Below are 26209 nucleotides of genomic sequence, written 5' to 3'. Positions count from 1 at the left end.
AGAATGCTGGACATTCGACACAGGTTGCTTTTATTATGCTATTCTTTCATTATAAATAAGAATGCGGTTAGAAACTGTTTTTGCCTCGTTGCCAGACATCCAGCGCGAATAACAACCAGCCAATGATAAACGCTACGCCGCCGATGGGTGTAATAGCTCCCAGGATCTTAATACCTGAGATGCTAAGAATATACAGGCTTCCTGAGAAGATGATAATTCCTGCAAACAGGAGACGTGCTGCCCATCTCAGCTTCATCGAAGCTCCCAGTTGGCCTGCCGTTAATCCAATAATGAGCAAGCCCAGAGCATGAATCATATGGTATTGCACTCCTGTTTCATATGTAGCTATTGCACTTGCGCCAATTCTGTCCTTAAGCATATGTGCGCCAAATGCACCAATCGCCACCGATAGCATGGTTAATATGGCTCCAACCATCATCCATCTACGCTGCATGTTCACTCTCTCCCTTTAAAGGTTTCTGATACTATGTATTGTAGCGAATTCACTACCCAAAGTAAAAGAAACATCGTATGGATATCTACTTTCGCAATCTATCACTGGACGGTAAATCGGGTAATAGCTTTTATTCCACCGCAGAATATCACAATATTTAGAAGGAGGAGTCCTCATCTATGGACCATCAAAACACGAACAACTCAGAAATGAACAACACCTCATCACATTCCGGTTATTCAGATCCTAATGCCCTTGGCAACACGTTTCCGCCAGACTTACCCGGCACACCTGCTGAGCGACTCAAGCATTCAGGACCGGGAATATCCAGTTTTATCGTAGGGTTGGTAGCACTTTTAGGGCATATCACGACCTTTGTTTTACTTTTTCTAGCTCTGAACAACACTCTCCAACTTCTGGGCTCGTCACTCAGCCGCGAGGATCTCGCTTTTCATCCGGCAGTTGTCCTGTCCTCTCTAGCTTTTCTCGTCTGTCTGGTTCTTAATCTGTCTGGAGTTATCCTCGGTATCATTGGATTAGTGCTCAAAAATCGCCGGAAGGTATTCGCGATCATTGGCTTGATTCTGAATGCACTATTTATTCTGCTGTTCGTCGGACTCATACTTAGAGAAATCTACTTGACGTAATGCTTTGCATAACAGGCAAGGTTCTTTATAATAAAACTCAGGCGGCCTATACTTGCCTATTACACGTTATGTGTAACTGACAAATATTTGTTTTCTAAAGGAGATTAAGATGGCACGAATCAAAATTTTTGCGGACAGTACTAGTGATCTGGCCCCTGAATGGATCCAGCAATACGACATCGGCATCGTTCCATTGTATGTGGTATTTGGTGATGAATCCCTGAAGGACGGAGAAGAGATTAAACCAGAGCAATTGTACGAACGTGTAAGCCGCGATGGTTCTCTACCCAAGACAGCTGCACCTTCGCCAGCAGATTTCATGACCGCATTTCAACCTTACATAGAACAAGGGGACGATATTCTGTATATCTCCTTATCATCTGAACTTTCTTCAACATACCAGAATGCCCTGCTCGCCAGTTCTGAATTTCCGGAGGGACGCATCTCCGTTGTAGATTCCAAAAACCTCTCCTCCGGTATTGGCCTGATGGTAATGAAAGCTGTTCACGCTGCAGAACAGGGGCAGACTCTGGTTCAGATTACAGAGCGTATCGAAGCCATGAAATCGAACGTTCGTACAGAATTTGTCATCGATACTCTCGAATACTTATATAAAGGTGGACGCTGCTCCGGGATGCAAAACCTGATTGGCAGTCTGCTTAAGATTCGTCCTGTCATTCGAGTAGCTGATGGTAAAATGACCCCTGCTTATAAAGTACGAGGTAAGCGGGAGAAGGCACTGGAGCAGATGTTACAAAACACACTCAGTAATAAGGAACAGATTGATCGTGACCTAGTGATTGTCGTTCACACTATGGCTGAGGAAGACGCGCTTAACTTACAAAAAACATTGCAAGAACAGACCGGGGCACGCGTTGAATTAACCACGGCGGGCTGCGTCATTTGCAGTCATTGTGGTCCGAAAACAACGGGCATTATTTATAGCACCACACACTAGATGTGACATTGTATATATTGAATCAGGCCATCAACTGCAATCTATGTATACTTTGATGACTGTGTCAAACTCATAAAGGGCATGCTAAGCAGATTCGCTTGGCATGCCCTTCTGATTATGTTGAACTTTACCTGTTCCGTACCTGTATCTGTACCTGTAAAAGACTTTAGCTCATTTGGTACATTCACCTGTCTGATCCATTAATCGAATAACTTGTCCGAATTAATAGGTTTTTGTTTTCAACTCTTCGAGGCTTTTGAATACATAACCTTGCTTGCGAGCCTCATCGATAATAGAGCCAAGTGCGTCCGTATTATCTTTGGATACAGAATGCAGCAAAATGACAGCTCCCGGATGAAGTTGTTTCAACACTTGCTGATGAGCATATTGTGGACCTCGCTGAACATTGGTGTCCCAATCCTTATAGGCTACAGACCAGAACACATTAATATATCCTTGGGCATAACTCTCAGCGAGTGTACGATTGTTAAAAATACCTCGAGGGGGACGTAAAAAAGTAGCTTGTTGTCCCGTAAGGCGGTTCACTTCGGATTTCACCTTTTCCAGTTCCTCTTTGATTTGTCCGTTGGAAATTCGGGTCATATCAGGGTGGCTCCATGAATGGTTACCCACGATGTGCCCTTCGGCAGCCATCCGTTTAACTAGCTCAGGCTGATCCTTCAAATAATGTCCCGTGACAAAGAAAGCAGCAGGCACTTTTTTTGTTCGTAACACATCCAATATTGCAGGGGTGAATCCATTCTCATAGCCATTATCAAAAGTTAAATACAGTTCTTTTTGTTTGGTATCTCCCAAAAATATGGCTTGATTATGTTCCAATATGGACTTGAATCCTTCCTGATCAATGGAAGGTAGCTGACCATTTTGACTTTTTTTGAAGCCAAAGTGATAAGCTCCGTTAATAGGAGATGCCTCTGCCTGAGATGCCAGCGTGCTAATCATTAACAAGCCGAGCAGCAGATATAGAACCAACCGCTTCATGTTATCCGCTCCTGTTCCTGAATATTCGGTTTGTTTCAAGGTTCACAAACACCTTCAGGTAATATGCCACAGGAACGTATATGTTATGTAATTATTTAGCGCGAGTTCCGTTTATTTTCGTGTTTGATGGATGTCGGTTGATGAAAAAGCTCCAGCAAAGTCAGCGGTTTGCCGCTGTCAGCCAGCCATTCTTTGACTGTCTGGATTGCGCGGGTCTGCCCATCTCCTTGATCCCGCCAGGTCAAGAGCTCAATCACTTTAATGATGAGTGCCGACATACTGTGATTATCCTGCTCAGAACGTTCTGCACGCAGCTTATGGTACAGTGCCTCCTGCTCCCAATTCAGCAAAATCTCATCGCCTATCGTTGGTTTCATGAGTGTATAAGCACGCTGACATCCACCACAGCGAACCGTATTCACTTGTTCCTGTATAAAATATAAACTTACTTCCTGCCCGCAATCAGGGCATTTGAAGCCCACTTGTATATTGGTAATGTTATCACTCATCGTATTGCCCTCCTGCTCTCTATGTATACACATCTATACCCGATATACAGAACATTCAAGCTGTATCTTTGCAGAACATTTCTATATGCTACAATCTAGTAAATATGTTAAAATATTATACAAATCATGAGGTTAGAAGAGGCGGGATGACATGTCAAATGAAGAACGCAATATTACCTGGCAAACATCGAGTTTAAGTAGACAGGATCGGGAAAGATTCAACGGACATCGCAGCCGCACAGTGTGGTTTACTGGTTTATCCGGCGCGGGTAAGTCATCTATTGCTTTTGCACTGGAGAGTTACTTGTCTGAACAAGGTGTTCGTTGTTATGTGCTTGATGGTGATAATGTCCGTCATGGGTTGAATCGCGATCTTGGGTTTACTTCGTCGGATCGGCAAGAAAATCTACGGCGCATTGGAGAAGTGTCCAAGTTGATGGTCGACGCTGGACTGCTTGTACTCTCGGCGTTTATCTCTCCTCATGAAGAAGACCGGGAGATGGTTAAGCAATTATTCGAACCAGAAGATTTCATCGAAATCTATGTGCGCTGTTCTATTGAGGAATGTGAACGGCGTGATCCGAAAGGTCTCTACAAAAAGGCACGCAATGGTGAGATCCCTCACTTTACAGGAATCTCCGCCCCTTATGACATACCGAAGTCCCCTTCACTCATCATCGATACAGAGCAATATAACATTGCAGAAGCTGTTCAACAGATCGTAGAACATCTGCAACACATCGGCGCTTTAAATCTTCCTGTACAGACCGATTCTGCCCTGACATATTAGTAGACCTCAGAGCTACTAATCTACAAATTACAATCTACTAAAAATGAATGATAGAAAAGGCGTCCCTTTGCGGTACGCCTTTCTTGTTTTATTTTACTCCTTTGTTGTTTTACTTCACTCTTCACTCCTTTCTTAAGCTCATATGTCTTCTATTGCCCTGCTGCACCTGCCTGCATATGAAGCAGCTTGCTAAACGTCCCAGATGAGTCGGATGATAACTGCTGATATCCACCCTCTTGAATGACACGCCCTTCTTCCAGAACGATGACTCGATCTGCGGTTCGAATGGTAGATAATCGATGGGCAATGACAATAATAGTGACGTGTCCTTTCAGTCGTTCGAGCGCTTCATGAATGTGCTGTTCATTTTCACTGTCCAGTGCACTTGTTGCTTCATCCAGTACCAGCACGGAAGGATTGCGCAGCATGGTCCGAGCTAGCACCAGACGCTGACGCTCACCGCCGGAAAGACGTATGCCCCGATCGCCGATAATCGTATCCAGACCTTGAGGAAGTCTCTGTACAAATGAGGCTGAAGAAGAAAATTGAAGTGCCCGCCACATCTGTTCCTCACTTGCATTAGGGTCAACCAGCCGCAGATTTTCACGAATACTTGTATGAAACAAAAAGGGATCTTGCGACACGTATCCGATAGAACTACGCCAATTTAACAGTTGCTCCTCTGACAAGGCTTTTCCGTCGATCAAGATCTGTCCGCTCTCAGGCTTTATTAGACCCATAATCAGATCAATTAATGTGCTTTTACCTGCCCCTGATTTACCAACAATCGCTGTCATACCCCGAGCTGGAATCGATGATTGTACGTTCTTCAATGCGTAAGTGTCGCTGTCTTCATAACGAAAATAAACATTTTCGCAGGTGATGGCTTCCACGGGATCCATTGGAACGATGGGGGGAGCAACGGACGCACCTCTTTTCGGTTCTGGTTCTGGGTCGATTGAGAATTCTTCATTGATCTCGCGGCTCTTCTCCGTCTGTAATTGCAGCTCTCTCACCATCCGAAATGCAGGCAGCATCGAGCTTATGTACTCCAGATTGGACTGAATGGCGGTAAACCTCGGCCATAATCGTGAAAAAATTAATATAATCAATAGCAGACTTGCTGGAGGCACGGACATTACCTGTAGAGATAGATAAATAAACGTCGCAATAATTAACGCAGCTGACATCCTATGAATGAGCTGTGTACCTGTATTTAGCTGACTAAACTGCACCACATTATATTCAATCTGTCTGCACAAGCGCTCAAACCAGCGGATATGGGAGTGTTCCAGCATATTACTTTTGATATCTTTGATTCCGTTAAAATGCTCGGTAATGCCATTATAATAATGTTGTGAATATTCCGAAGTCTGATCCCCAATCTGTTTAGCGCGTCTAACAAACTTGCGCAGGAGGATAAATAGCAACACTCCACAGATCAGCACAAGTGTTGTTAATCTGGCAGATAACCAGAAAGCAAGACCGATCTGAATGGTTGTAAAAATCAGTGAGGCCACCGTCTGCAGAATGAGATTGGTTCCCTGACTTACTCGGGCAAGTTCAGTCGTTAATATATGATTAAAATCGGATTTTCGTTTTTGGAGAAAAAAAGACCACTGCGCTCTAAGGATCGCGCTATAGGTTTCCATACGCAGCGTTCGTATGAATTGCTGCTGAATACGGGTATTGCGGATCGTCTGGAGACGTTGCATCCACGCCTGTCCAGAGAGGATGAATACAAAGGCGAACAGAACAAGTATTAATTGACTATTTTCTGAGAATTGGCGAAGTATAGAGCTTAACCAAGATAGATGTAGACCTGTCGATCCCATCTCAAAAACACCGATTAAGCTCAGCATCGGAACAAGCATGTAGATGCCGATTCCTTCCATTAGACCGATCGAGATCATAGCCAGCAGATTCCAATATAAAATGGGCCCCGAGACATGATGCAGCTTTTGCATAAAATATTTCAGTTCTGAGATCATACTTTTCCCCTCTCTGTCATCGTGCTTTTTTTGAAGCGCCGCCAGAACCAGAGAAACGGACGTAACGGGAAATATAGAAAGTACAGAGAGCGAGGAAGCGGCAGTTGATGCACGTCCCAAGTACTCGGATATAAACGCTCAATAAAGAAAAACCATTTCTGCCTAACACTTCGAAGAGAAAACAAATACGATTGATAATTCGGCAACTCTGCTGGACTATCCAGCATGTCATTCATAAACAGCGCACCGGCTCTCGCTAATCGCTGACCAGCACGGTTACTCATAGCCATGATGGAGAGGTAATCGTCACTCAGCGGCGTATGCAGCAGGCCCGAAGCAAGATGCAATGTCTGGGAACCAATGGATAAACGTCCCTCTGCTTTCAGACGTCGCTCTATCTTTTTTGTATCCAGTGGCATCGTACGAATCATCTGATCCATGTCCAGTAACCACCGCAATCTGAACCATCCATGCCTTGCACCATGTGTCACTAAATACACCCATAGATCCTCTCTTTCGAGCATACGTACAGGTGTCTGGGTATAAGAGCTGAAGCGACTGCGTTTCCATAATAACTCAAAGTCTGTTTCTCGGCCGGAGTCGGGATTAAGCCTCCAATGGATCTCCACTTGAGTCCGTTTCTCGGGATGAATATAACAAATGTGATGCTCCCGCCACTTCCAACTGCGAACGGTAAGTGATCTCTCACCCTCCTTGCACTGGTAACCAAGCCCGATGAGAATACGTTCTGCTGCCTCGACCTCTTGGACTGGAATCAAAATATCCAGATCTTTGGAGGTTCGCATAGAAACATCACCGTACAGGTCATGCGCCAGAGCAGGCCCTTTTAGTGTAATCGTGCGGATCCCCCGTTCCCGAAACGCCCCGCATACTTGCTCCATTTCAGCTGTGAGTTGCAACATACGAAACGTGTTGATCGTATACTGCTGTTTCAAGCTCTCCATTACCGTCTGGGGAACAGACGGAAGATTCATCTGTTTTAATCTCACATAGATGACCGAATACAGACGATGGTGGTACACAAGCTGTACAAACAGTGGCCAATCCATATCGTGCAGCCGGCTCGTCATCTCCTTAGAAGTTAGATCCGTCAGATCATCTCTAAGCAGGCTCAAGATGAACTTAAGCTCCTTCGGAAACCTTGTAGAATACAGTTCAGTTTCATGCGTCATAGACAATCTCTCCAGATCCCTTCTCAGGACACCCTTTACCAAACACGCCGACGACCGTATATTGATCCATCGTATCTGCTCCAGTTACGATCAGCTTGCCACTTCGTAGCCAGGCGTGTGCCATCAGTTGTCCTTGCTTATTCCGTGCCGTGCCCATATATAACGTACTTGCGATATGACGACGCTCCAACATTTTCATCGCAGCTATAGCCATGACAAGACACTGGCTTTCCCATAACGTATATTTGCTGGCAAGCATAACTGCTTTTGAGATATTTCTGATCTCCACCACTTGAGTTCGATTCAAACCAGTCATAGGTGTTTCCACCATAGGCGTTCCGAGTCCCGGAGCAATCTTGGCAAACGACCTTGCCTTCTGAATTCGTGCCCATCCCAGCAGGATGTAAGCTTCCCACATCAATTGCCTTACCGGAGCTGGAAGCGAGAAATACGCTTTTATTTTCCGAAACATCTTCCTAGACTCCGCGGGAAATATCGATTAATCCTTCACGTGAGAGGTGCTCCAAAAAAGGCACAACCTGTTCACGGCATTGCTCCGGTTGGATATCGTATTCTACAGCAAGCGCCTCAATCAATTCCTCCAGCTTACGCTGCTCTGCGATGAGTTCCCAGATGCGTCCACCGGTGCTGCCCAGATTGTAATATTTACCGGAGGCAATGCTCATCATCACCTTCTCGCCGCCCATATCACTAACCAGATTACCTTCCTTCCGTGATATCACGTCATTCGCATGGATGGGTGTAATAGCTGTCATATTCCTACTTGCACTCCTTTGCGTATATGATTGATGATTCGTTCCACCATCTCAAATGCTGTAAAGTCTTGCCCTGTTCTGCTGATCCTGCTGATCTCCACACTAGCTGAGAGTTTGGATACCGTTTCGAACAACCATTGAGCAAGTCCCTGCCGTGTCACCAGTCCAGCACGAAAGGTATGAGAGCACAGCACGTGAAGACGTTCGAGACCGATAACCTCTTCCAGATGAACCGATCCCGATCCGTGATCTGGCCGGGGTACAAGCTCATAGATTCCAGCTAAAGGCACCGCTCTCTCATGAAAATAGTGTTGAACGGGAATGGCATATTTCGTGATTTCAGCGTGCACCGTGGCGTAGTTCTGTTGATCCATACCAAAACCATCCAGACTGGGCTGCCATAATTTCTGCTGTGGATATCCCGGTGACACGATGGCTCTTCCTTCGGCATCCCAAGTCAAGGCCACCACATCATCGGTGAGAAGAGGATATCCACGAGATGCGAGCGCTGCAGATAATGTAGACTTTCCTGCGCCAGAATGCCCGACGAACGCGTAAGCCCTTTGATCAATAACTACTGCACTCCCGTGCAGTGGAAGAATGCCGCGCTGCATCATAATCACGGACATGCATGTCCCGAGGATAAACAGCCTTACTTTTTTCGGATCAGCTCCCGATATTGGCGAGATTACGATGCGTTGACCCTGTTCCATTAAAAATAATCCTGTATCTTCGATTCTGAAAAAAAGACAACCGTCCCGCGCTACAAAGTTGTCGTTGCCCACATCCCAGCTCTTCCACAGTCCCGTCAGATCGAACGTTTCGATCCGTACATCAACTGCACCCTGCTCCGTTTCGGCATCCAGAGGTGCACTTTGCAACTCGGGCATCGGGATCTGACTCAACCAGCGCAAACCGTAAGCTTCATAGTGCACAGGCAACAATAAGGGGGCCTCCTTCGTTTTTAGATATGAAAAAAAGCCCTGATATTCATTTGCTCAATATTAGGGCGGAGGCGAAAAAGCTGAGATGTCTGCATTTCCGCCCTTTAAGTATGGACATGCTTGGAATATGAACAGAATTAAGACGTTGGATCGTACATATCGGCATCGTGTGCAGTAATCCAGTCGATTTGTCTGTACCCTACCCCTGCCATTGTTTCGTTCACATCCAATACCTCAAGTACAGGTGCTTGCCATTCCTTTTTTTCGTTTTGCATTGTTTTCACCTCCTTTCATATGAGCTCTGCTGCAGGTTAAAATTTCTGAATAAATCGGTATACAATCAAACTGTGCATCATTAGGCGCAAATCCGGGTGTGACGCCAGTTCGGCCTTAGGACTTGGAAAATTAGCTAGGGCTGTTCTAATGCGATCCGTGTTTAATATGCCGGCAACCCGGCTGTCAGAACACAAGGCCTGCATCTCTGAGGTAAATGCTTGCCAGTCAGGCAAAATACGATGCAGCCAGTCCGCAGGCTGTACGCCCCGAACACGCTGGTTCAGCCTTACCTTATCGGGCAATTCCGGTGAAGTAGCTCGGCGAATCAGAGATCGATCCGTGCCATGTCTGACATACTGCTCAATCGGTACAGAGAGACAAAATCGGATGACTCTTGGATCACTCGTCGGGTCACGTTCCCATACCCGATAGCGAAGAGAACATTTTGTAGCGACAGCCCCATTCTTATTGGCTATCGCCAAATTGTTGAACTTGTCAGCTCGTACCTGAAGGGCATCGGCTCGTGCTCCACCCTGCAACACCAGAATAGATTTGAGTCGCTCCATTACCCCTGTTCTTTGGGCTAATTCAGGATGAATTAATTGCGCGCCTGCAGGCTGTACTGTCGCCTTGTTGTTCCCTTTAAACCAGTCAGGGAAGGCTTTACGTCCTGTGATGCGGGCAATTCTTGAGAATGCCATTCCTGTACGCTCGCTGTACTGCTGCATCTCCCGGAACCAGCGGAAATACCTTCCGCTTTTCAGCAAACTGGCATAATAGTCAAGCGCAGGTCCCCACGAGATCGTAAAATTACCACGGGCGCCTGTGAGCAGAATACCTGCATCCTGCTCACTCGCTTTCTCATAGAATCCACGGATCCAGAATGAATTTTCAAAGTATTTATAAGGCATCTCCATCATATTGAGCCATGTATCCACTTCACTGAGCGGGCTGCGTCCTTCGAAATCCAGATAGTTCTCCGCGATATTACCTACGTGACTGATCGTGGAACGAATGAATGGCCGCTCGTCAGCAAGTAACGTCTTGGGCGTGTAATCCGTAAAGTCGGGAACAGGTACATAGCTGTAAGCATGAAGCTGTTTCCCCTGATTACGGAGCGTTCCAGATGCAAAACCGGCAACGGCTCCAGAATCCAATCCACCACTTAATGCCGCCGCCACTTGTCTGTGGGTTCGCAGGCGCGAACCTACAGCTTGACTGAACACATCGCGAAAAGCTTCCACATATTCATCATCCGATTTGAGCCGAAGCGGTTCAACGTCATCCCAGCGATGGTAATGCTTCAGTTCGATCTTCCCGTTCCGAAACGTCAATGTGTGTGCAGATGGAAGCTGATTTACGCCACGATAAACCGTGGAATGAATATCTACCGAGTCATGCATATCCGGAATAGCCAGGAATTCGGATAACCAGCTTTCGTCGAGTGATTTCTGGACACCTTCAAGCTCAAGCAATGGCTTCATCAACGTACAAAAGGCAAACCGTGAACCATCATGACGATAGTAGAACGCCCTCATGCCTGTGATATCCCTTGCGGCAAACAAGGTATGGCGCCGTTCATCCCAGATTGCAAATACAAAATCGCCTAACAGATGACCAGCCACCTGTTCTCCCCAGCGCTGATATGCCCGTAGAATCAGCTGACTGTCTGCCAGCGTAGACAGCTCAGCTCTTGAAATCTGCAACTGATCTGCCAGTTGCTCCCGGTTATCCAGAATGGCATCGGCAGTGATGATTAATCGACTATCTTCATCATGTAAAGGCAATTTTTCGTTGACAGACTCTAGCGTAATCCACTGGGCATGGCAGCTAAGGAAGGCTTCATCCCCTTTCCATACCCCCGTTGTATCTGCTGGGATATGTCCAAGACTTGCGTATAACCGCCAGCTGTCCTCCCATAGCGCCTGCTGACCATCCCTATGTACAATTCCGGCTATGGCACTCATTACTTTCCTCCTCGAACGATTTTGCGTTGAGATGCCCATGCGCTGATTTGATGACCGAATGGTATCCATGATTTGATCCGCTTAAGCTTGCTTTGGGCGGAATCAAGTTGCTTCTTCAAACGCTCTCGTTCCGAATACCCTCGTTCCAGCCGCTGATCCGCTGCACGAAGAGCTGCCTGCAACTGCCGGATCGTAGCCATCGCTGCTAGTGTTGGGTCGATCTTTGCAGCTTCCTGGCTATCTGGACTGCTCTGAAGTGAAGCACGATTCTCCACGCCATCTATTGGCGCTCTTAGTCGGTAGTTCTGCTGCCAACGACAATCTGTTGCCGCCGTCAGCTGCTGCTGAAGTCGCTCCAGCACTTCCTGATCTGGCTCAGCTTGGAACTGGACTCCCGTCCATCGTTCGGCTTCTTGCAGCTGTTCACCGTATCCCATACGTTCGAACAGATCGGCTCCCAGGACACGACAATACCATTCAACCTCTTGCCGATCTAGTATATTTTTCCAGTTGTTAACAGAACCTTGGTGGGCTTCCTGATGAGATGAAAGGAAAGGATCCCCAACACCCATGCTGTAGAACATGTCAGCTTTCGTACTGTGAACAAACTGTCCATACTGCTCCATACCTTGTTCATAAGAAAGTCCTAGGAAGCCACATAACTTCTCCATTTCCTCCTGTGGTTTCATGACCAGCTGCTCATACTTGAGTTCATATGCAAGTGGATGAGGCTCTGCGAAATAATCATTTAGACGAGTTAAGCCTAACGTCAGATCAATAGCTTTCATATGGAGCTTCGGATGATTCAGACTCTGAATGAGATCAAAACTTTCGCCGGTATGGCGATCTACTTTTTTAAAGGATGCCGCTATAGAAAGGGGATTACGCTGAAGATGAATGCGTCTGGACTGCGGAAACAACCGATCCAGCCATTCAAGCATATAATAATAACGCGGAGATTTATCTACGATGAAGTCTGCTCCGCTCCCTTCCAGGAATCCATTGTATATTTCAAGAGCAAAGCTTCTACATGCCTTTTCGAAAACATCTTCGGACACCATCGCTTGATAAAATTGACGGATGATAGAACTACCACCGTAAGCGCGAGAGTCAGCCTTGGACAAATCGACGAGATTCATCAGAAACCACATCTCTTGCGTAGCGAATATACGACTATGGTTTTGCAGCATAACGGTGGATAACGAACTGCCACTGCGGGGGATGCATAACAAAAAGACAAGTCCGTTTCCTTGCGTATCTATCAATGGCAGCCTCTCCTCTGTATATTTATAAGAATAAGATGTGGGATCGGATCGACCGGAGTAACATAGGCCTGCATATGACAGGTCATTTCGACACTCTAAGATACAATATGTATTTACATCTTTACTCTATGATACAAAATGTATCATGTCAATCTTTTATTTTCACCTTTTCATAATTTATTTGCTCACCTCTTGCGGAATACGGCTCAACGTAAAAAAGCTCCAGGGATCTGCTCTGTCATGAACAGTACCTGAAGCGAGGAGTATGATTTGATGAACAACGATAACGAAAGAATACTTAACCAGTAAAATGAACGCCTTTCCCTTTCCCCAGCATTTCCATGCCACGCTCCAGCTCTTCCTGGTCGGCCAATCGGGCATCATGTATGCCTTTTTGTACATTCACTGTCAATAAAAAAACAATACCTGCTACAAAAAAGAAGATCAGCGACAGAATACCCCAACGGGAAGAACCCGTGATCTGTCCCACATAACCGAATACAAATGGTCCAAAGATCGAGGCGAACTTGCCAGTAATATTTACAAATCCAAAGTACTCACCGGTTCGTCCAGATGGCATCAGATTGCTGAACAGCGAACGTGCCGTCGATTGACTTATCCCCTGCACAACGCCAACTAATCCTGCGAGGATATAAAAATGAAGAGCTTGCGTCATAAAATATCCAAGAATAACGATACAGATGTAGATACTTAGACTCACCAGCAGAACTTGCTTCGCTCCCCACCGCTGTGCCCACGCGCCCAGAAGCAGTGTACACGGAAATCCGATGAACTGCGTGAGCAGCAGCGCGAGCATCAGATCCGACGTGCCAATACCGATGCTGGTTCCGTAGATGGTTGCCATCAGAATAATCGTATTGATTCCGTCGTTGAAAAACCAGAAAGCAAGCAGCATTCGAAGCAGCTGCGGAAAACGTCTGATCTGTCCGAAGGTCTGCCTTAATCTATGTATACCAACCTTCGTATAACCTATCCAGGAAGCTGGCAGTTCAGCGGAAGCCGGTCTTCTCGGTGCATGCCGGAAGATCGGGAGGGAAAACAACAGCCACCACAGCGAAACCGAAATGAATGCAAGCCTCGTGCCTGCAAGTGTACTTGACATGCCAAACCAGCCCGGCTGCTGAATCATTAACAGATTGATGGCCAGCAGCAGCCCTCCGCCGATATAACCATAGGCGTACCCTTTGGAAGATACCATATCCCTTCGCTCCGCAGGAACCAGATCCGGTAGCATGGCATCATAGAACGTATTCCCGCCAGCAAACCCAATCGTGGATAACACCAGCAGGACAGATGCAAGTAGCCAATCCCCTTCTCCAATGACGCTGAATCCCAGAGTTGCCATGATCCCCGTTATCGCAAATACGCGCAGGAAATCTCCTTTTCGCCCAGACAGGTCCGCTAAAGTTCCCAGCAGCGGTGTTAATAGCGCGACACACAACATTCCGACGGAATGTGTATAGGCGAGGTAGGAAGCCGCAGTATCCTTATCCAAGGTTGCCGCAGCTATAGAAGCATAGAATACAGGCAGCACAGCTGCCAGCACCGTTGTTGCATAAGCCGAATTGGCCCAGTCATACATAATCCAGGCTTTTACTGCACGTTTATCCACACTTCATCCGTCCTTTACACACATCAGGGTTCGATGTTCAAAATGAGTCTATTTTCTCTATTGTAAAGGAAATTGCTCACAGTTGATCATCATTTTTGTAAAATTTCGGCATGTACTTTCTCCAGCTAATCCCGATGCGAATCCACGCAATTCATTCATTTTAGTTGAGATCGCATCACATATCGCCCCAGCCCGTGAATATACTTAATTACCGACAGGCCAAACTGTGCCGCGTAATCAATGGGGGGTGCCTACATGTCAAATTCACACCAGCCTTACTCGTTCGTCGTATCCCGGGAAGATTGGTCGCTTCACCGCAAAGGGTACCAGGACCAGCAGCGCCATCAGCAAAAGGTGAAAGATGTCATTAAGCAAAATCTGCCTGATCTGATTACCGAAGAAAATATTATCATGTCCGATGGACAACAAATCATTAAGGTACCAATCCGCAGTCTGGATGAGTACCGTTTTGTGTATAACTACCAGAAGCAAAAACATGTTGGCCAAGGAGACGGGGATAGCCAGGTTGGCGACGTCATTGGCCGTGATCCGGCATCTCAGAAGCCAGGAAAGGGCGAAAAAGCCGGCGATCAGCCCGGTCACGATATTGTTGAAGCGGAGATCAGTATTGAGGAATTAGAAGATATTCTGTTTGCCGAATTGGAACTGCCTGATCTGAAACAGAAGGATAAAGATCTGATCGAGACACATACCGTGGTCTTCAACGATATTCGCAAAAAGGGCATGCAGTCCAACATCGACAAGAAACGTACAATACTGGAGAACCTGCGCCGCAATGCCACAACAGGCAATCCAGGCATCCATCACATCAGTCCGGACGATCTCCGTTACAAGACCTGGGAAGATAAGATCATTCCTCAGTCCAATGCGGTTATTATCGCCATGATGGATACATCCGGGTCGATGGGATCGTTTGAAAAATACTGCGCGCGTAGCTTTTTCTTCTGGATGACCCGTTTCCTACGGCGTCAGTATGAAAAAGTCGACATTGTGTTCCTGGCTCACCACACGGAGGCCAAAGAAGTGACGGAAGAGGAATTTTTCACTCGCGGCGAGAGCGGCGGCACGATCTGCTCCTCTGTATATATGAAGGCACTGGAGATTATTGATCAACGTTATCCGCCTTCCAGCTACAATATTTATCCGTTCCATTTCTCGGATGGCGATAACCTGACCTCGGATAATGAGCGTTGCGTGAAATTGATTGGTGAACTTATGAAGCGCAGCAACATGTTTGGATACGGTGAAGTGAATCAGTACAACCGCAGCAGTACACTGATGTCTGCCTACCGCCATATTAAGATGGATCAGTTTATGTATTACGTCATCAAGGAAAAAGGAGAAGTGTACAAAGCGCTCCGCAGCTTTTTTCAAAAAAGAGAAGGAGGCAGCCTGGGATGACCGATGAGATCCGCGAACTGGAATACGCTATTGCTGAAATTATGGAGATTGCCGATGGATTCGGCCTCGACTATTACCCGATGCGCTACGAGATCTGCCCGTCGGATATTATCTACACCTTTGGCGCTTACGGCATGCCCACGAGGTTCAGCCATTGGAGCTTTGGTAAAACATTTCACAAAATGAAAATGCAATATGATTTTGGACTTAGCAAAATTTATGAACTCGTAATCAACTCTAATCCTTGCTACGCCTTCCTGTTGGATGGCAACTCTCTAATTCAGAACAAATTAATCGTAGCGCACGTTCTTGCGCACTGCGACTTTTTCAAAAACAATGCCCGCTTCTCCAAATCCAACCGCAACATGGTCGATAGCATGGCCGCTACGGCGGATCGAATCAGCAACTATGAGATGGAGTATGGTACAGAGGCGGTCGAATCCTTCATCGACGCGGTACTCGCCATTCAAGAACATGTGGACCCGCAGCTTATCAAACCGCGGCGCCTAGACAAACAGCGGTACATGGAGATGAAAATTCGCGAACAGCGTGGTGAAAAAGCGCCTAAACCGGAAGGTCAATACGATGACCTGTGGTCCCTCGATAATCTGCAGATCGAAGAAAAGCCTGCGGACAGCATACAGGTGCATCATTTCCCGCCGGAACCAGAGAAAGATATTATGTGGTTTATCCAGGAGTTCTCCGAGGTGCTCACCGACTGGCAGCGGGACATTATGAGTATGATGCGGGAGGAAATGCTCTATTTCTGGCCACAGATGGAAACGAAAATTATGAACGAAGGCTGGGCCTCCTACTGGCATCAACGTATTATACGCGAGCTAGACCTGAGTAGTGAGGATACGATAGAATTTGCCAAGCTGAATTCTTCCGTTGTGCAACCCTCCAGACAGAGTCTGAATCCATATTACCTAGGACTGAAAATCTTCGAAGATATCGAACGCCGCTGGGATCAGCCCACACGTGAGGAGCAGGAACGTTGGGGGCGGCAGCCAGGTCAGGGTAGAGCCAAAATGTTCGAGGTGCGCGAATTCGACTCGGATACTTCCTTCATCCGGAACTACATGACCAAGAAGTTAACCGAGGACCTCGATCTCTATGTGTTCGAGAAAAAGGGACCGGACTGGAAAATCACCGACAAGTCGTGGGAGAACATCCGCGACCAGCTTGTATTTTCGCGTATCAATGGGGGCTCCCCATATCTGGTCGTGCAGGACGCGGACTATCTGCGCACGGGCGAACTCGTGTTGAAACATCAATATGAGGGCATTGAGCTAGATCTAAAATACATGGAACGCACCCTTCCGTACCTGTATCGACTCTGGGGGCGTACTGTTCACGTGGAGACTCGTGTAGAAGAAAAACCAATCTGGTTCACCTATGATGGCAAAAAGCATCACCGCAAGTTTTTGTAAGCTGGAGTGATGCAGTACGGATATAGGTTGGAAAAACAAAAAACGGCAAGTTCCCGATACAATTCGAGAACTTGCCGCTTTGGCATGTTATATATAAGTTCGTCAGAGATTAAAATCTATATTTACGATTCATCGCACTATGCTTAAATGAAGTGATCACATAGTATTCGCCGCTGTCCATGACTTTATAAGAGACAACATAACGATCCACGATACAGTAATATGTATTGTGGTACTCACGGGAAGGCATCATTGTCCCCATCGTTACCACTTTTTGTTCTATACGTCGAATCAGATTGATTTTGTACTCCATCGTTTCTTGCTCTGAAAAATGCTCACTTTTGATCTGACGAAGTCGGTTCATCGCCGTTGCGGTCCATTGAACCTTCAATTACAGCTCACCACGCTTCACCCGTTGAATCAGGTCATCTGTTGAATACAGTTCACCTTGCTCGATGTCTTTCTCGGATGCTTCAATCATTTGTCTTATTTCCGGATCGGAATCCAACTCATCCACCGGATTATACACTTCATATTCCAAGCCGGCAATTCGAATGAATTCCTTATGATCTTTCTCATAGGATTCAATGACGGTGCCATCAGGAGCTTTCAGACTAAAGTTCATTCCTTGCAACCTCCTTCGATGATATCGCTACACCTGCTAATAAGAACCTTAATCTGAATTATAGCATACAACCGTGTTGCAACTCAGCCATGAAATAATGACTTTCGGACAATTTACAAATATTGAAAGAAGAGCGTATACCACAAAATAAAGCGGCAAGTTCGCGATACAAATCGAGAACTTGCCGCTTAGCCTTTTTAGGAATGTACAACAGAATTACTTTCTTCAAACAAACGCCAGGGTACAAAGAAACTGTTTTCCACTTCACTTGCCGGTAGAGGCCGGCTGAAATAATAACCTTGGATTTCCTTGCATTCATTTTGCATCAGAATATCCAGCTGTCCCTTCGTTTCAATGCCTTCTGCGATCACTTCCATCTGAAGATTCTGTGCCATCGAAATAATGGTTGCCACGATCGCTTGATCGCTATGACTCTCGGTAATATCCGTGACAAAGGAACGATCGATCTTCAATTTGTGGATCGGGAAGTGTTTCAGATAGCTTAGTGAACTGTATCCCGTACCGAAATCATCCAGACTGATCTTCACACCCAGAGCGGAAAGCTCGTTCAGAATAGCTGTGGATACCGCTGCATCCATCATCATACTTTCGGTAATTTCCAGTTCCAGATATTTGGCTTCCAGTCCTGTCTCGCTTAATGCATTCTGAACTTGCTCCACCAGGTTAGGTTGGTGAAATTGCTGGCTGGATAAGTTCACAGACACCGGGATACGTGGGCCATCGCTAGCATGCCAGGCCTTCATCTGCCTGCAGGCTTCACGAAGCGTCCAGTTGCCAATCTCATAGATCAGACCCGTCTCCTCGGCCAGTGGAATAAATACATCAGGTGCTAACAATCCTTTAATGGGATGCTGCCAACGGATCAGAGCTTCAACTCCAATCATCTGGCCATCCTGTGTCCTGATCTGCGGCTGATAATACAGCACCATTTCATTCCGTTCCAGCGCTTTTCGCAGATAACCTTCCAGCTCAATTCGTTCGTAGAGCTCAGAGTCCAGCTGAGCCGTATAGAACTGGTAGCCGTTCTTTCCATTTTTCTTCACTTCATACATGGCAGAATCCGCATGTTTAATCAGATCATCCGCTACGTCCCCATGCTCAGGATACATGGCAATACCGATACTGGTTGTAACGTAAAAATCATTTTCCTGTAGACGATAAGGTTGCTGGATCGCTTCGACAATCTGTTCTGCAAGTTGAACTATGTGCTTCTCCGTCGCCTGTTCACCAGTGACTACCATGGTAAACTCGTCCCCGCCCATTCGGGCGAGCGTCACATTAGAAGCCGCTTGTGGATAAGAAGCTTCAATGGTACTTGTAATTCGGCTACTAACTTCCTTAAGGAATATATCACCGATAGAATGACCCAATGAGTCGTTAATCATTTTGAAGCGGTCTATGTCCATAACCATCACAGCAAATCGGGCTTCGTTTTCTTTACAAATATGTATGGTATTCGCCAGCACTTCATCCAACTTGCGCCGATTATACAACCCTGTGAGTGGATCTTGCAGCGCTTGATGGCGTATTATCTCCTGAGCCTGCGTCTCCTCCGTTATATCTTTAATGAGAATATGACTGCCTACATGAGTTTCATCTATGATAACTGGAATGACAGCAATACTTAAGTCAAGGAGTTCATCGCGACCATTTCTCATCTTGGCCATGAATAACTGTTGCTCCACTTCCTGATCGTCCCATTTGCAAGCATTATGAATACTCTCACACTGGGGATCCAAATGCTTAAGAATTTGTTCGACCGGATAGTCAATCACCCTTTTCTCCGTATATCCCGTAATCGTAGTTACAGCTGCGTTGATCCCTTTAATAACACCTGCTCTGTCCACAGAGATAATGGCATCTGAATGATTATGATACAACGCTTGATACCATTGTTCACTCTCGCGAATACGCTGATCCTTCAGGGACATCCGCTGATTAATAAAATTACCAAACAATGTGAGGCCAATCGTCACAAATGAGCCTGCTGTAATCAGATAAGCAAGCATCTCTGGTTCAACTTGTCTGCTTAAATGGTCAGGAATGATTCTCGCTTGGTGGAAACGGGCCGCCTCCATGCCGGTGTAATGCATACCTGCAATGCCCAACCCCATAATGAAGCCACTACCCATTTTATAAACCCAGCTCAGTTTAGAATCCCGTCGGTTAAAATAAAACATAAGCCACAGCGCCGCAAAGGAAGCCACCGCTGCAACCAGAACCGATAAAGACACAAGTGTCGGTTTGTATGTCACTGGAATGGACATCGCTTCCATCCCCACGTAATGCATAGAGGTAATACCGATCGTCATCAATAGCCCTGCAAGCACCAGTCTGGCGATTTTATGGGACTCGCGTCTCGCAAAGTTCAGTGCAACTCCTGATGCGGCAATCGCCAGAAGAACAGATACCATGATTATATCTGTAGAATAAGAGACGTGAATAGGCAGAACAAACGCAAGCATGCCGACAAAGTGCATTGACCATATGCCTAGCCCCATAGAAACAGCCCCGCAAGCAATCCACCAGTGACGGGCTCTTCCGCTTGTCAGTGATACACGACCTGCAAGATCAAGTGCTACATAAGAGGATAACGACGCAATAATATAGGATAAAATAACAAGTTGTAGATTATAGGTGCCATGTATGTGCTCCACTCACTCTGTCCTTTCAGCCGGGAGATCTCATATGTATGTTGTAAAATATGAAAAAGAAGCGAGCGCACTGTCTGGATGACAGGCACTCGCTCCGTATCATTTGACTTCGAGATTAGCGACTCAGTCATAAACCGTTTGGCATACATTTGAAACCCGCATATAATCGATGTATATAGTCTAAACGTCCCAGCTGCGAAAATCAACACTTATTTCCAGAAGCATAACTCAGCTGTACCTGGCTTCTCCGCTGCAACTCTTCATCATATAACGGGTTCATAGTTCTATCCGCAGACCTATTTTTTCACCAGAAACAGGCTACCAAATCCGGACGTGTCGCGGTACGAATTGCCTGAAGGATCACTCCACATGAAGACACTGCTTCGTTTGCCATCCCCCGCACCGTCATCATTCACCTGAAGATCGAAACCAATCCATTTGCTCTGCTTGGAGTTCACATTCTCAAGTGGAATGGCAGCCTCGATCATATACCCATCTTTGGTCAGAAGGGCGGTCGATTTGAACTGCTCTTTGCGGGCGTTACCTCCAAAAGAAGCTTCATTGTCGAAATTAATTCGGTACTGCGCATCATCATCCTCATAGCTACTCGTCTGATTCTTGTTCAGATCAATGAATAACTCAATGGAGTCTTGTTCATGGGCATTAGCGCTTTTTTTACTGAGTAGAGGATCATTGACATTAGCGAGCACGTAGAGATACTTTTCATCCCACAGCAGCTTCGCCTTAGCCTTGGCACCGGAATTGCCCACAACAGTTACATCCGTTGTGATGGATGCAGCTTTTTTCCATAGCTTATCTTCCTTGCCATCCACCACAGGAGTTCCGTACGTGACTTTAACTTGTTTCAACTCAGGGCCTAACTTGAGCTTGCCTCGACTTTCTTTCTTCTGTGGCTGCTCATTATTTGTATCGTTCCAGACAATAATCGAGGATTTACCATCAGCCTGTTTATCCGTAATACGGAAATCCAGAGATAGCACATTACCTTCTTTCAAGTCTTCTAATGGGAGCGAAGCATACACAATATATTCCGATTTATTCTCTTTTACCTGGTAGAGCTTTTGGTCTTTGCCTTTGCTGCCATCCCGATTGAAGAGATATTGTCCATCTCTCGGTGTGCTGTTTTTCTTGCTGGCTGTCAGATCTTCGGAACTTACAAAGACCTCGACCTGATCACCCTTAAAGCGTGTAGCGTCTTTTACTTCAATACGCAGATTTAATTTTTTTCCATCCCATAACATCTTCACTTCGCCTGTCGTGCCTGAAGTACCTTCAATGACATGAGAGAATATCTGCGACTTCACTGCTCCCCAGAGGATATCCTCCTGTCCTTTACGGTCAGGCAAGGACACCTTCGACTGGGCGGCGGTCCATTCATTTCGATATACAGGCAGCGATGCCGGATCTACCAATGCCCAATATGCCGGTTTGGCCTTCAGCTTACGGTCAAACAGCAACGGTGCATCCTTTCTGCCTTTGACAGGAAAATCATCTAGCCATGTGCCGTCATCTGCAAGTCCCCATAACGTCACACTGTCCATGACACCTCGATCATCGAATTCCTTGAACAGATCAAACAAGGCACGGTAACGATAAGCCTGCTCCAGCATCATCTCGTTCGTTACAGGTTTCTCCTGCTCAGAGTTACCGGAGTAAATCGACATATCCAGCTCTGTCACTTGAATGTGAACACCAAGAGCAACAGCGCGGTTGAATGCTTCACGAATCTGTTTTATATCTGGTCCATACATGGACACGTGCATCTGAAAACCGATCGCATCAATCGGCGTACCTTTAGCCAGCAGTTTCTCCACAAGCTTGACCATATCGTTCATTTTATTGACACTGCCTTCAATGCCATAATCATTAATGACCAGCACTGCGTCAGGATCAGCCTCACGTGCATAACGGAAAGCCAGTTCAATATAGTCACTGTCATCTCCATCGCCGTCTACATCGCCGATGATATCTCTCCATTTGGAACCGCTCGCCTGATTACGCAAACCGCCACCGTCCGAGATAACTTCATTGACAACGTCCCACGTATGCACCTTGCCTTTATACCGACTTACAATCGTTTGAATATGTGTTTTCATGCGTTGCAGTAGTTGCTCCCGCGTAGCTGGCTTCGATGAGTCATTAGGATCGGTAAAAAACCAGTCCGGCACTTGACTGTGCCAGAGCAACGTATGGCCTCTAATCTCCATATTATTCGCTGCAGCAAAGTTGACCAGTCGATCCGCCTCCGACCAGACGAAATTGCCTTCTGTCGGCTGCATCGCATCCATTTTCATGAAGTTGCCTGCTGTAATACTTTTAAAATGTTTCTTAAGCAGATCAGAGTGTGGGTCCTGTTCGTTCAGAGCTGTCTGATCAATAGCTGCCCCAAGAGCATAGGATGTACCCAGCGTTTTGCCCAAGTCCGGTATGTCCTTCTCGATTCCGATCGCTTCTGTCGCTGTAATCTGTACATCATCCACGTAGAAAGGAATCGTGTCTGTCTCCGTCACTTCGGAAGATTGCTTCCATGGTGTCTCGGCGTATATACGAAATCCGCTTACGCCTGTACTCTCAGCAGGTACAATGATATCTGCTTCGATCTTCTTCCATTGCCCTTTGTTCAGTGTCGTAGAAGCAAAGGTCGCATATTCAAGCTTAGATGCATCACCGTTAAACTCCTTTTCCAAAGAGCCATTAATAACCTGTGTTGCAGGTCCTTCGTCATACATCGCCCAGAAGGAGACATGGACGGTACTTCCTTTTTGCAGGTACGGCAACACTTCTAATAGCGGTCCATGGTATGTCTCCGTCCGAGAAGAAGTTTTCAAACTGCGATTACTATCATGCCCAATACCGCTGACAACATCTAGCTTTTCCGTACCACGAGCACGCCAGTCTCCGAGATTTCCATCCTCAAACGAATGAGATAACAAAATATCCCCTGTATTAGCTGCGCTAGCCTTCCCTTCTCTGACTCCGATACTTGGTAACAAGCTAAAGATCAGCACGGTCGCCAAGCATAACCTCAACCATCTTCCCCGCACATCCATTCCTCCTTATGAATTTGATCATCCATCCTGTAACGCGGTCAAACATAGGCATTTCACGACACACTTCTGCATGCATGGATTTCCTCTGCTGGTCTGTTCACAGACGACAGCTTAAGCTGCCGCACGGATGGGATCAGAAACATACAATGCACGGTCCATAACCTCCTCAAGTGAGCATGATTATGCCTTGGAGAACCTACTTTCTATTTAAAGTAAGCGGTTACATTTTTAAATTTATGTCATTGCCTCTTTTATTGTAAATATAGAAATTTAGTGTTCAACCCCCTATTTTTATACTTATAATCCCATGATCCTTATCGTCCACATGGTTGCGACTTCTCTATTATCATCTTATCCCGTATATAAAAAAGCACAGCCTAGGGCTGTGCAGATGTTTCTGGATATGTTTCATTCACTGGTGCTGTCGTCTGTCGAATAATTAAATTTGCTGGTTCCGTCAATACAGGAGGGGTAAAGGATGAATTTTCAATCATCGCGATCAGATTCTCAATAGCTCGAATGCCGATCGTGTAGATATTCTGATTCACCGTTGTTAATCCGGGCTTAAACACTTCAGCATAATACGTATTGTCAAATCCAACGACGGAAATATCCTCTGGCACACTGAACCCATGCTTCTCAATCTCATGGATGGCACCAAAAGCAGACATATCAGAGGCACAGATAATGCCTGTGGGCTGTTCCCGAAGAGCCAGTAATCGCCGAGCTGCCTTGGCGCCACCATCAAATGAATAGTCACAGACTTCCAGATATATCGTTGCATAAGGAATGCCACACAAACGAAGCCCTTCCTTATATCCGTCTAAACGAAGATTGGCCACAGCAGGCCCTAGCGTACCTGAGATATAGGCAATCTTGCGATGCCCAAGCTCATGAAGATGCTTAACCGCCATTGCAATCCCATTCACATTGTCTGTCGTAATGTAGCCCGCGCGTTTGCCAAATAAGTCTGTGTCGATGAACATGGTCGGAATCTCTGCAGTGACCAGTTCCTGAATGCTTTTATTTTCACGGCCCTCACCGAAAACGACAACGCCATCGACATTGCGACTACGGCAGTGCTTAATGAATGAATATGTAGGGTCATCAAACCGGGTTGATAATCGAACTAGATCATAGCCGCTGTTTTCTAATGCTGTTTTGATACCTTCAAGTAATTCGGATACAAATGGGTTAGTAAATGGAACCGTTAGCAGTACACCCACTGTCCAAGAACGGCGTTTAACCAGTCCACGTGCGACCACATTCGGTTGATATTTTAATAGTTCAATGGCTAAGTTCACTTTTTTTCGTGTTTTTTCGCTAACATCAGGATAGTCATTCAATACTTTGGAAACGGTTGCAACGGAAACCCCCGCCTCTTTGGCCACATCATGGATGGAAGCCATTTAATCACCTCGACCTCTTTTCAAATCTCCTGGCTCCGGCTATATGATCTATAACATCGGCAGGTTTGTCTACCCATTATAGCTTATTATTGCCCAAAACGGTATGAAAGGTTCCATGCGTAACCGAGGCTTATGATGCTAATTTTCCAATTTTCTCAAGTCTGTTGCAAGTCTCTCCATGGCTGTGGCAAAAACCGCAAGCTCGGATGAACGTGACGCTTGGCTCCGTGCTCCGATCGATGTACGGTCAGACTCCTGCTGCACTTTTTTTAATTTTGCCATGATCTGATCCAGATTGGATTGGATCGTTCCTTGTGCATCTTTGGAGCTCGCTGCCAGCTTGCGCACTTCGCTCGCAACCACTTCAAATCCCCGTCCAAACTCTCCGGCATGTGCTGCCTCTATTGCAGCGTTCAACCCGACTAAGTGACTTTGATCGGATATTTCACGGATCAGCTCGCCCATCTTCTCAATCTGCTGCATTTCACCAGTCAATTCATCCAGTAACTCATGGGCTTGATCCTGGGAAGCCACCGTTTCATTCGCTACAGCGGAGATAGACATTGCATTTTGGTTTAACTCCGTAATCATGCCTGTGAGCTCCTGAGTAATTTTCGTAATGGCTTGCAGGGTATGGTCCTGATCCGCAGTAAGCTGCTGTAACTGTCCTTTTTCTTTCTTTTCGTATGCTTCCAAAACGAGTTGTGAATCCAGATTGAACATTTTGCTCAGTGCATGGATGACGAGATGCCATGACTCCGGGATAAGCCGTTGAAATACGTTGGTAGCTATATCCAGATAGGCCATGTAGGCGCCCAAATAATAGTTGCTCGTCAGTCCAATGCGTGAGTGAACGAGTCCAATTGTGATACGTTGTTCAATATAATCATCATCTACATTGCCATCTGTCATGGATAACCAGTACATCCGCTGCGTTTCCTTCAATCGGTCAATATTGGAGAAACGGGAGATCAGCTCCATCAATTCTGGATACTTCCCGATATGTTTATAAAAATGATCGACCACTTCGTCAACAACCCTCTCGAAAACAGGGCGATGTTCCGCAAGCAGTTTAAAATCTTGTTCCGTTAATCCTACATAATCCAGTTGTTTCTGTCTTTCTACTGAAATGTTACCCATATCAGATCAATTCAGCTCCTCATCAAAGT

23 protein-coding genes are annotated in these 26209 nt (G+C 46.1%); 5 read left to right on the top strand and 18 right to left on the bottom strand.

Going from position 1 to position 26209, the window contains the following annotated elements; translation table 11 throughout:
- Positions 1-67: 67 nt before the first annotated feature.
- Entirely contained in the window at positions 68-454 is a 387-nt protein-coding gene (locus PQG66_RS01260) for a DUF423 domain-containing protein (protein WP_272034248.1), read from the bottom strand.
- 179 nt (positions 455-633) lie between these two features.
- On the opposite strand from PQG66_RS01260, the gene PQG66_RS01255 reads away from it, so the two are divergent.
- Both PQG66_RS01255 and PQG66_RS01250 read left to right on the top strand, forming a co-directional pair.
- Positions 634-1101: a hypothetical protein gene (locus PQG66_RS01255; protein ID WP_272034246.1), complete on the top strand. Its 468-nt coding sequence runs from the start codon at positions 634-636 to the stop codon at positions 1099-1101.
- 109 nt (positions 1102-1210) lie between these two features.
- Complete coding sequence (locus PQG66_RS01250; protein ID WP_272034245.1) at positions 1211-2059, top strand: DegV family protein; 849 nt, start codon at positions 1211-1213, stop codon at positions 2057-2059.
- Positions 2060-2281: 222 nt separating this feature from the next.
- On the opposite strand, the gene pdaA is transcribed toward PQG66_RS01250, so the two are convergent.
- Both pdaA and PQG66_RS01240 read right to left on the bottom strand, forming a co-directional pair.
- A complete protein-coding gene (gene pdaA / locus PQG66_RS01245) occupies positions 2282-3061 on the bottom strand; it encodes a delta-lactam-biosynthetic de-N-acetylase (RefSeq protein WP_272034243.1) in 780 nt (259 codons plus the stop codon).
- Positions 3062-3156: 95 nt separating this feature from the next.
- The gene (locus PQG66_RS01240) at positions 3157-3570 is read right to left on the bottom strand and encodes a hypothetical protein (RefSeq protein ID WP_272034241.1); all 414 of its coding nucleotides are present in this window, start codon (positions 3568-3570) and stop codon (positions 3157-3159) included.
- 151 nt (positions 3571-3721) lie between these two features.
- Here PQG66_RS01240 and cysC point away from each other — a divergent pair, with 151 nt between their 5' ends.
- Positions 3722-4360, top strand: coding sequence for an adenylyl-sulfate kinase (cysC, locus tag PQG66_RS01235; RefSeq protein WP_272034239.1), 639 nt, complete (start codon positions 3722-3724; stop codon positions 4358-4360).
- A gap of 149 nt (positions 4361-4509) precedes the next feature.
- Here the strand turns inward: cysC and PQG66_RS01230 are convergent, their stop codons facing one another.
- From PQG66_RS01230 to PQG66_RS01190, 9 genes are all read right to left on the bottom strand, one after another.
- The gene (locus PQG66_RS01230) at positions 4510-6351 is read right to left on the bottom strand and encodes an ABC transporter ATP-binding protein (protein WP_272034237.1); all 1842 of its coding nucleotides are present in this window, start codon (positions 6349-6351) and stop codon (positions 4510-4512) included.
- Positions 6348-7487: a nucleotidyltransferase domain-containing protein gene (locus PQG66_RS01225; RefSeq protein WP_272034235.1), complete on the bottom strand. Its 1140-nt coding sequence runs from the start codon at positions 7485-7487 to the stop codon at positions 6348-6350. The genes PQG66_RS01230 and PQG66_RS01225 overlap by 4 nt, the downstream gene beginning before the upstream one ends.
- Before the next feature lie 46 nt (positions 7488-7533).
- Positions 7534-8016 carry a lasso peptide biosynthesis B2 protein gene (locus PQG66_RS01220; RefSeq protein ID WP_272034232.1) on the bottom strand — a complete coding sequence of 161 codons (483 nt, stop codon included), beginning with the start codon at positions 8014-8016 and terminating at the stop codon, positions 7534-7536.
- A 4-nt stretch (positions 8017-8020) separates the two neighbouring features.
- The gene (locus tag PQG66_RS01215) at positions 8021-8320 is read right to left on the bottom strand and encodes a lasso peptide biosynthesis PqqD family chaperone (protein ID WP_272034230.1); all 300 of its coding nucleotides are present in this window, start codon (positions 8318-8320) and stop codon (positions 8021-8023) included.
- Entirely contained in the window at positions 8317-9261 is a 945-nt protein-coding gene (locus tag PQG66_RS01210) for an aldolase (protein WP_272034228.1), read from the bottom strand. The genes PQG66_RS01215 and PQG66_RS01210 overlap by 4 nt, the downstream gene beginning before the upstream one ends.
- 140 nt (positions 9262-9401) lie before the next feature.
- Positions 9402-9539: a paeninodin family lasso peptide gene (locus PQG66_RS01205; protein ID WP_272034226.1), complete on the bottom strand. Its 138-nt coding sequence runs from the start codon at positions 9537-9539 to the stop codon at positions 9402-9404.
- A 36-nt stretch (positions 9540-9575) separates the two neighbouring features.
- A complete protein-coding gene (locus tag PQG66_RS01200; protein WP_272034224.1) occupies positions 9576-11507 on the bottom strand; it encodes an asparagine synthase-related protein in 1932 nt (643 codons plus the stop codon).
- On the bottom strand, positions 11507-12772 hold the full coding sequence (locus PQG66_RS01195) for a sulfotransferase family protein (protein WP_272034222.1): 1266 nt from the start codon (positions 12770-12772) through the stop codon (positions 11507-11509). Before PQG66_RS01195 ends, PQG66_RS01200 begins: the two co-directional genes overlap by 1 nt.
- Before the next feature lie 298 nt (positions 12773-13070).
- Positions 13071-14405 (bottom strand): MFS transporter, encoded by a 1335-nt coding sequence (locus PQG66_RS01190; protein ID WP_272034220.1) that lies wholly within the window; start codon positions 14403-14405, stop codon positions 13071-13073.
- Positions 14406-14660: 255 nt separating this feature from the next.
- Between PQG66_RS01190 and yhbH the strand changes: the two genes are divergently transcribed.
- Positions 14661-15827 carry a sporulation protein YhbH gene (yhbH, locus tag PQG66_RS01185; protein ID WP_272034218.1) on the top strand — a complete coding sequence of 389 codons (1167 nt, stop codon included), beginning with the start codon at positions 14661-14663 and terminating at the stop codon, positions 15825-15827.
- Positions 15824-17260, top strand: coding sequence for a SpoVR family protein (locus tag PQG66_RS01180; protein ID WP_272034216.1), 1437 nt, complete (start codon positions 15824-15826; stop codon positions 17258-17260). The genes yhbH and PQG66_RS01180 overlap by 4 nt, the downstream gene beginning before the upstream one ends.
- 109 nt (positions 17261-17369) lie before the next feature.
- On the opposite strand, the gene PQG66_RS01175 is transcribed toward PQG66_RS01180, so the two are convergent.
- The 6 genes from PQG66_RS01175 to PQG66_RS01150 all read right to left on the bottom strand — a co-directional run bounded on the left by PQG66_RS01175 (position 17370) and on the right by PQG66_RS01150 (position 26180).
- Positions 17370-17651 (bottom strand): type II toxin-antitoxin system RelE/ParE family toxin, encoded by a 282-nt coding sequence (locus PQG66_RS01175; protein ID WP_272034213.1) that lies wholly within the window; start codon positions 17649-17651, stop codon positions 17370-17372.
- Positions 17652-17885, bottom strand: a complete 234-nt coding sequence (locus tag PQG66_RS01170) for a hypothetical protein (protein WP_272034211.1) — start codon at positions 17883-17885, stop codon at positions 17652-17654.
- Positions 17886-18082: 197 nt separating this feature from the next.
- Positions 18083-20563, bottom strand: a complete 2481-nt coding sequence (locus tag PQG66_RS01165) for an EAL domain-containing protein (RefSeq protein WP_272034208.1) — start codon at positions 20561-20563, stop codon at positions 18083-18085.
- A 293-nt stretch (positions 20564-20856) separates the two neighbouring features.
- Positions 20857-23625 carry an endo-1,4-beta-xylanase gene (locus PQG66_RS01160; RefSeq protein ID WP_272034206.1) on the bottom strand — a complete coding sequence of 923 codons (2769 nt, stop codon included), beginning with the start codon at positions 23623-23625 and terminating at the stop codon, positions 20857-20859.
- A 383-nt stretch (positions 23626-24008) separates the two neighbouring features.
- Positions 24009-25040 carry a LacI family DNA-binding transcriptional regulator gene (locus tag PQG66_RS01155; RefSeq protein WP_272034203.1) on the bottom strand — a complete coding sequence of 344 codons (1032 nt, stop codon included), beginning with the start codon at positions 25038-25040 and terminating at the stop codon, positions 24009-24011.
- A 138-nt stretch (positions 25041-25178) separates the two neighbouring features.
- Complete coding sequence (locus PQG66_RS01150) at positions 25179-26180, bottom strand: globin-coupled sensor protein (protein ID WP_272034201.1); 1002 nt, start codon at positions 26178-26180, stop codon at positions 25179-25181.
- Positions 26181-26209 lie beyond the last annotated feature (29 nt).

This window comes from Paenibacillus sp. JJ-100, assembly GCF_948329825.1.
GTDB lineage: Bacteria > Bacillota > Bacilli > Paenibacillales > Paenibacillaceae > Paenibacillus.
Note: the sequence above shows the minus strand (reverse complement) of the source record. Positions and strands in the feature narration are given on the sequence as shown.

What these genes read in the sequence shown, in the direction of transcription:
- PQG66_RS01260 (WP_272034248.1), bottom strand. Translation starts at nt 454, where the DNA reads ATGCAGCGTAGATGGATGATGGTTGGAGCCATATTAACCATGCTATCG.
- PQG66_RS01255 (WP_272034246.1), top strand. Translation starts at nt 634, where the DNA reads ATGGACCATCAAAACACGAACAACTCAGAAATGAACAACACCTCATCA.
- PQG66_RS01250 (WP_272034245.1), top strand. Translation starts at nt 1,211, where the DNA reads ATGGCACGAATCAAAATTTTTGCGGACAGTACTAGTGATCTGGCCCCT.
- pdaA (WP_272034243.1), bottom strand. Translation starts at nt 3,061, where the DNA reads ATGAAGCGGTTGGTTCTATATCTGCTGCTCGGCTTGTTAATGATTAGC.
- PQG66_RS01240 (WP_272034241.1), bottom strand. Translation starts at nt 3,570, where the DNA reads ATGAGTGATAACATTACCAATATACAAGTGGGCTTCAAATGCCCTGAT.
- cysC (WP_272034239.1), top strand. Translation starts at nt 3,722, where the DNA reads ATGTCAAATGAAGAACGCAATATTACCTGGCAAACATCGAGTTTAAGT.
- PQG66_RS01230 (WP_272034237.1), bottom strand. Translation starts at nt 6,351, where the DNA reads ATGATCTCAGAACTGAAATATTTTATGCAAAAGCTGCATCATGTCTCG.
- PQG66_RS01220 (WP_272034232.1), bottom strand. Translation starts at nt 8,016, where the DNA reads ATGTTTCGGAAAATAAAAGCGTATTTCTCGCTTCCAGCTCCGGTAAGG.
- PQG66_RS01215 (WP_272034230.1), bottom strand. Translation starts at nt 8,320, where the DNA reads ATGACAGCTATTACACCCATCCATGCGAATGACGTGATATCACGGAAG.
- PQG66_RS01205 (WP_272034226.1), bottom strand. Translation starts at nt 9,539, where the DNA reads ATGCAAAACGAAAAAAAGGAATGGCAAGCACCTGTACTTGAGGTATTG.
- PQG66_RS01200 (WP_272034224.1), bottom strand. Translation starts at nt 11,507, where the DNA reads ATGAGTGCCATAGCCGGAATTGTACATAGGGATGGTCAGCAGGCGCTA.
- yhbH (WP_272034218.1), top strand. Translation starts at nt 14,661, where the DNA reads ATGTCAAATTCACACCAGCCTTACTCGTTCGTCGTATCCCGGGAAGAT.
- PQG66_RS01180 (WP_272034216.1), top strand. Translation starts at nt 15,824, where the DNA reads ATGACCGATGAGATCCGCGAACTGGAATACGCTATTGCTGAAATTATG.
- PQG66_RS01170 (WP_272034211.1), bottom strand. Translation starts at nt 17,885, where the DNA reads ATGAACTTTAGTCTGAAAGCTCCTGATGGCACCGTCATTGAATCCTAT.
- PQG66_RS01155 (WP_272034203.1), bottom strand. Translation starts at nt 25,040, where the DNA reads ATGGCTTCCATCCATGATGTGGCCAAAGAGGCGGGGGTTTCCGTTGCA.
- PQG66_RS01150 (WP_272034201.1), bottom strand. Translation starts at nt 26,180, where the DNA reads ATGGGTAACATTTCAGTAGAAAGACAGAAACAACTGGATTATGTAGGA.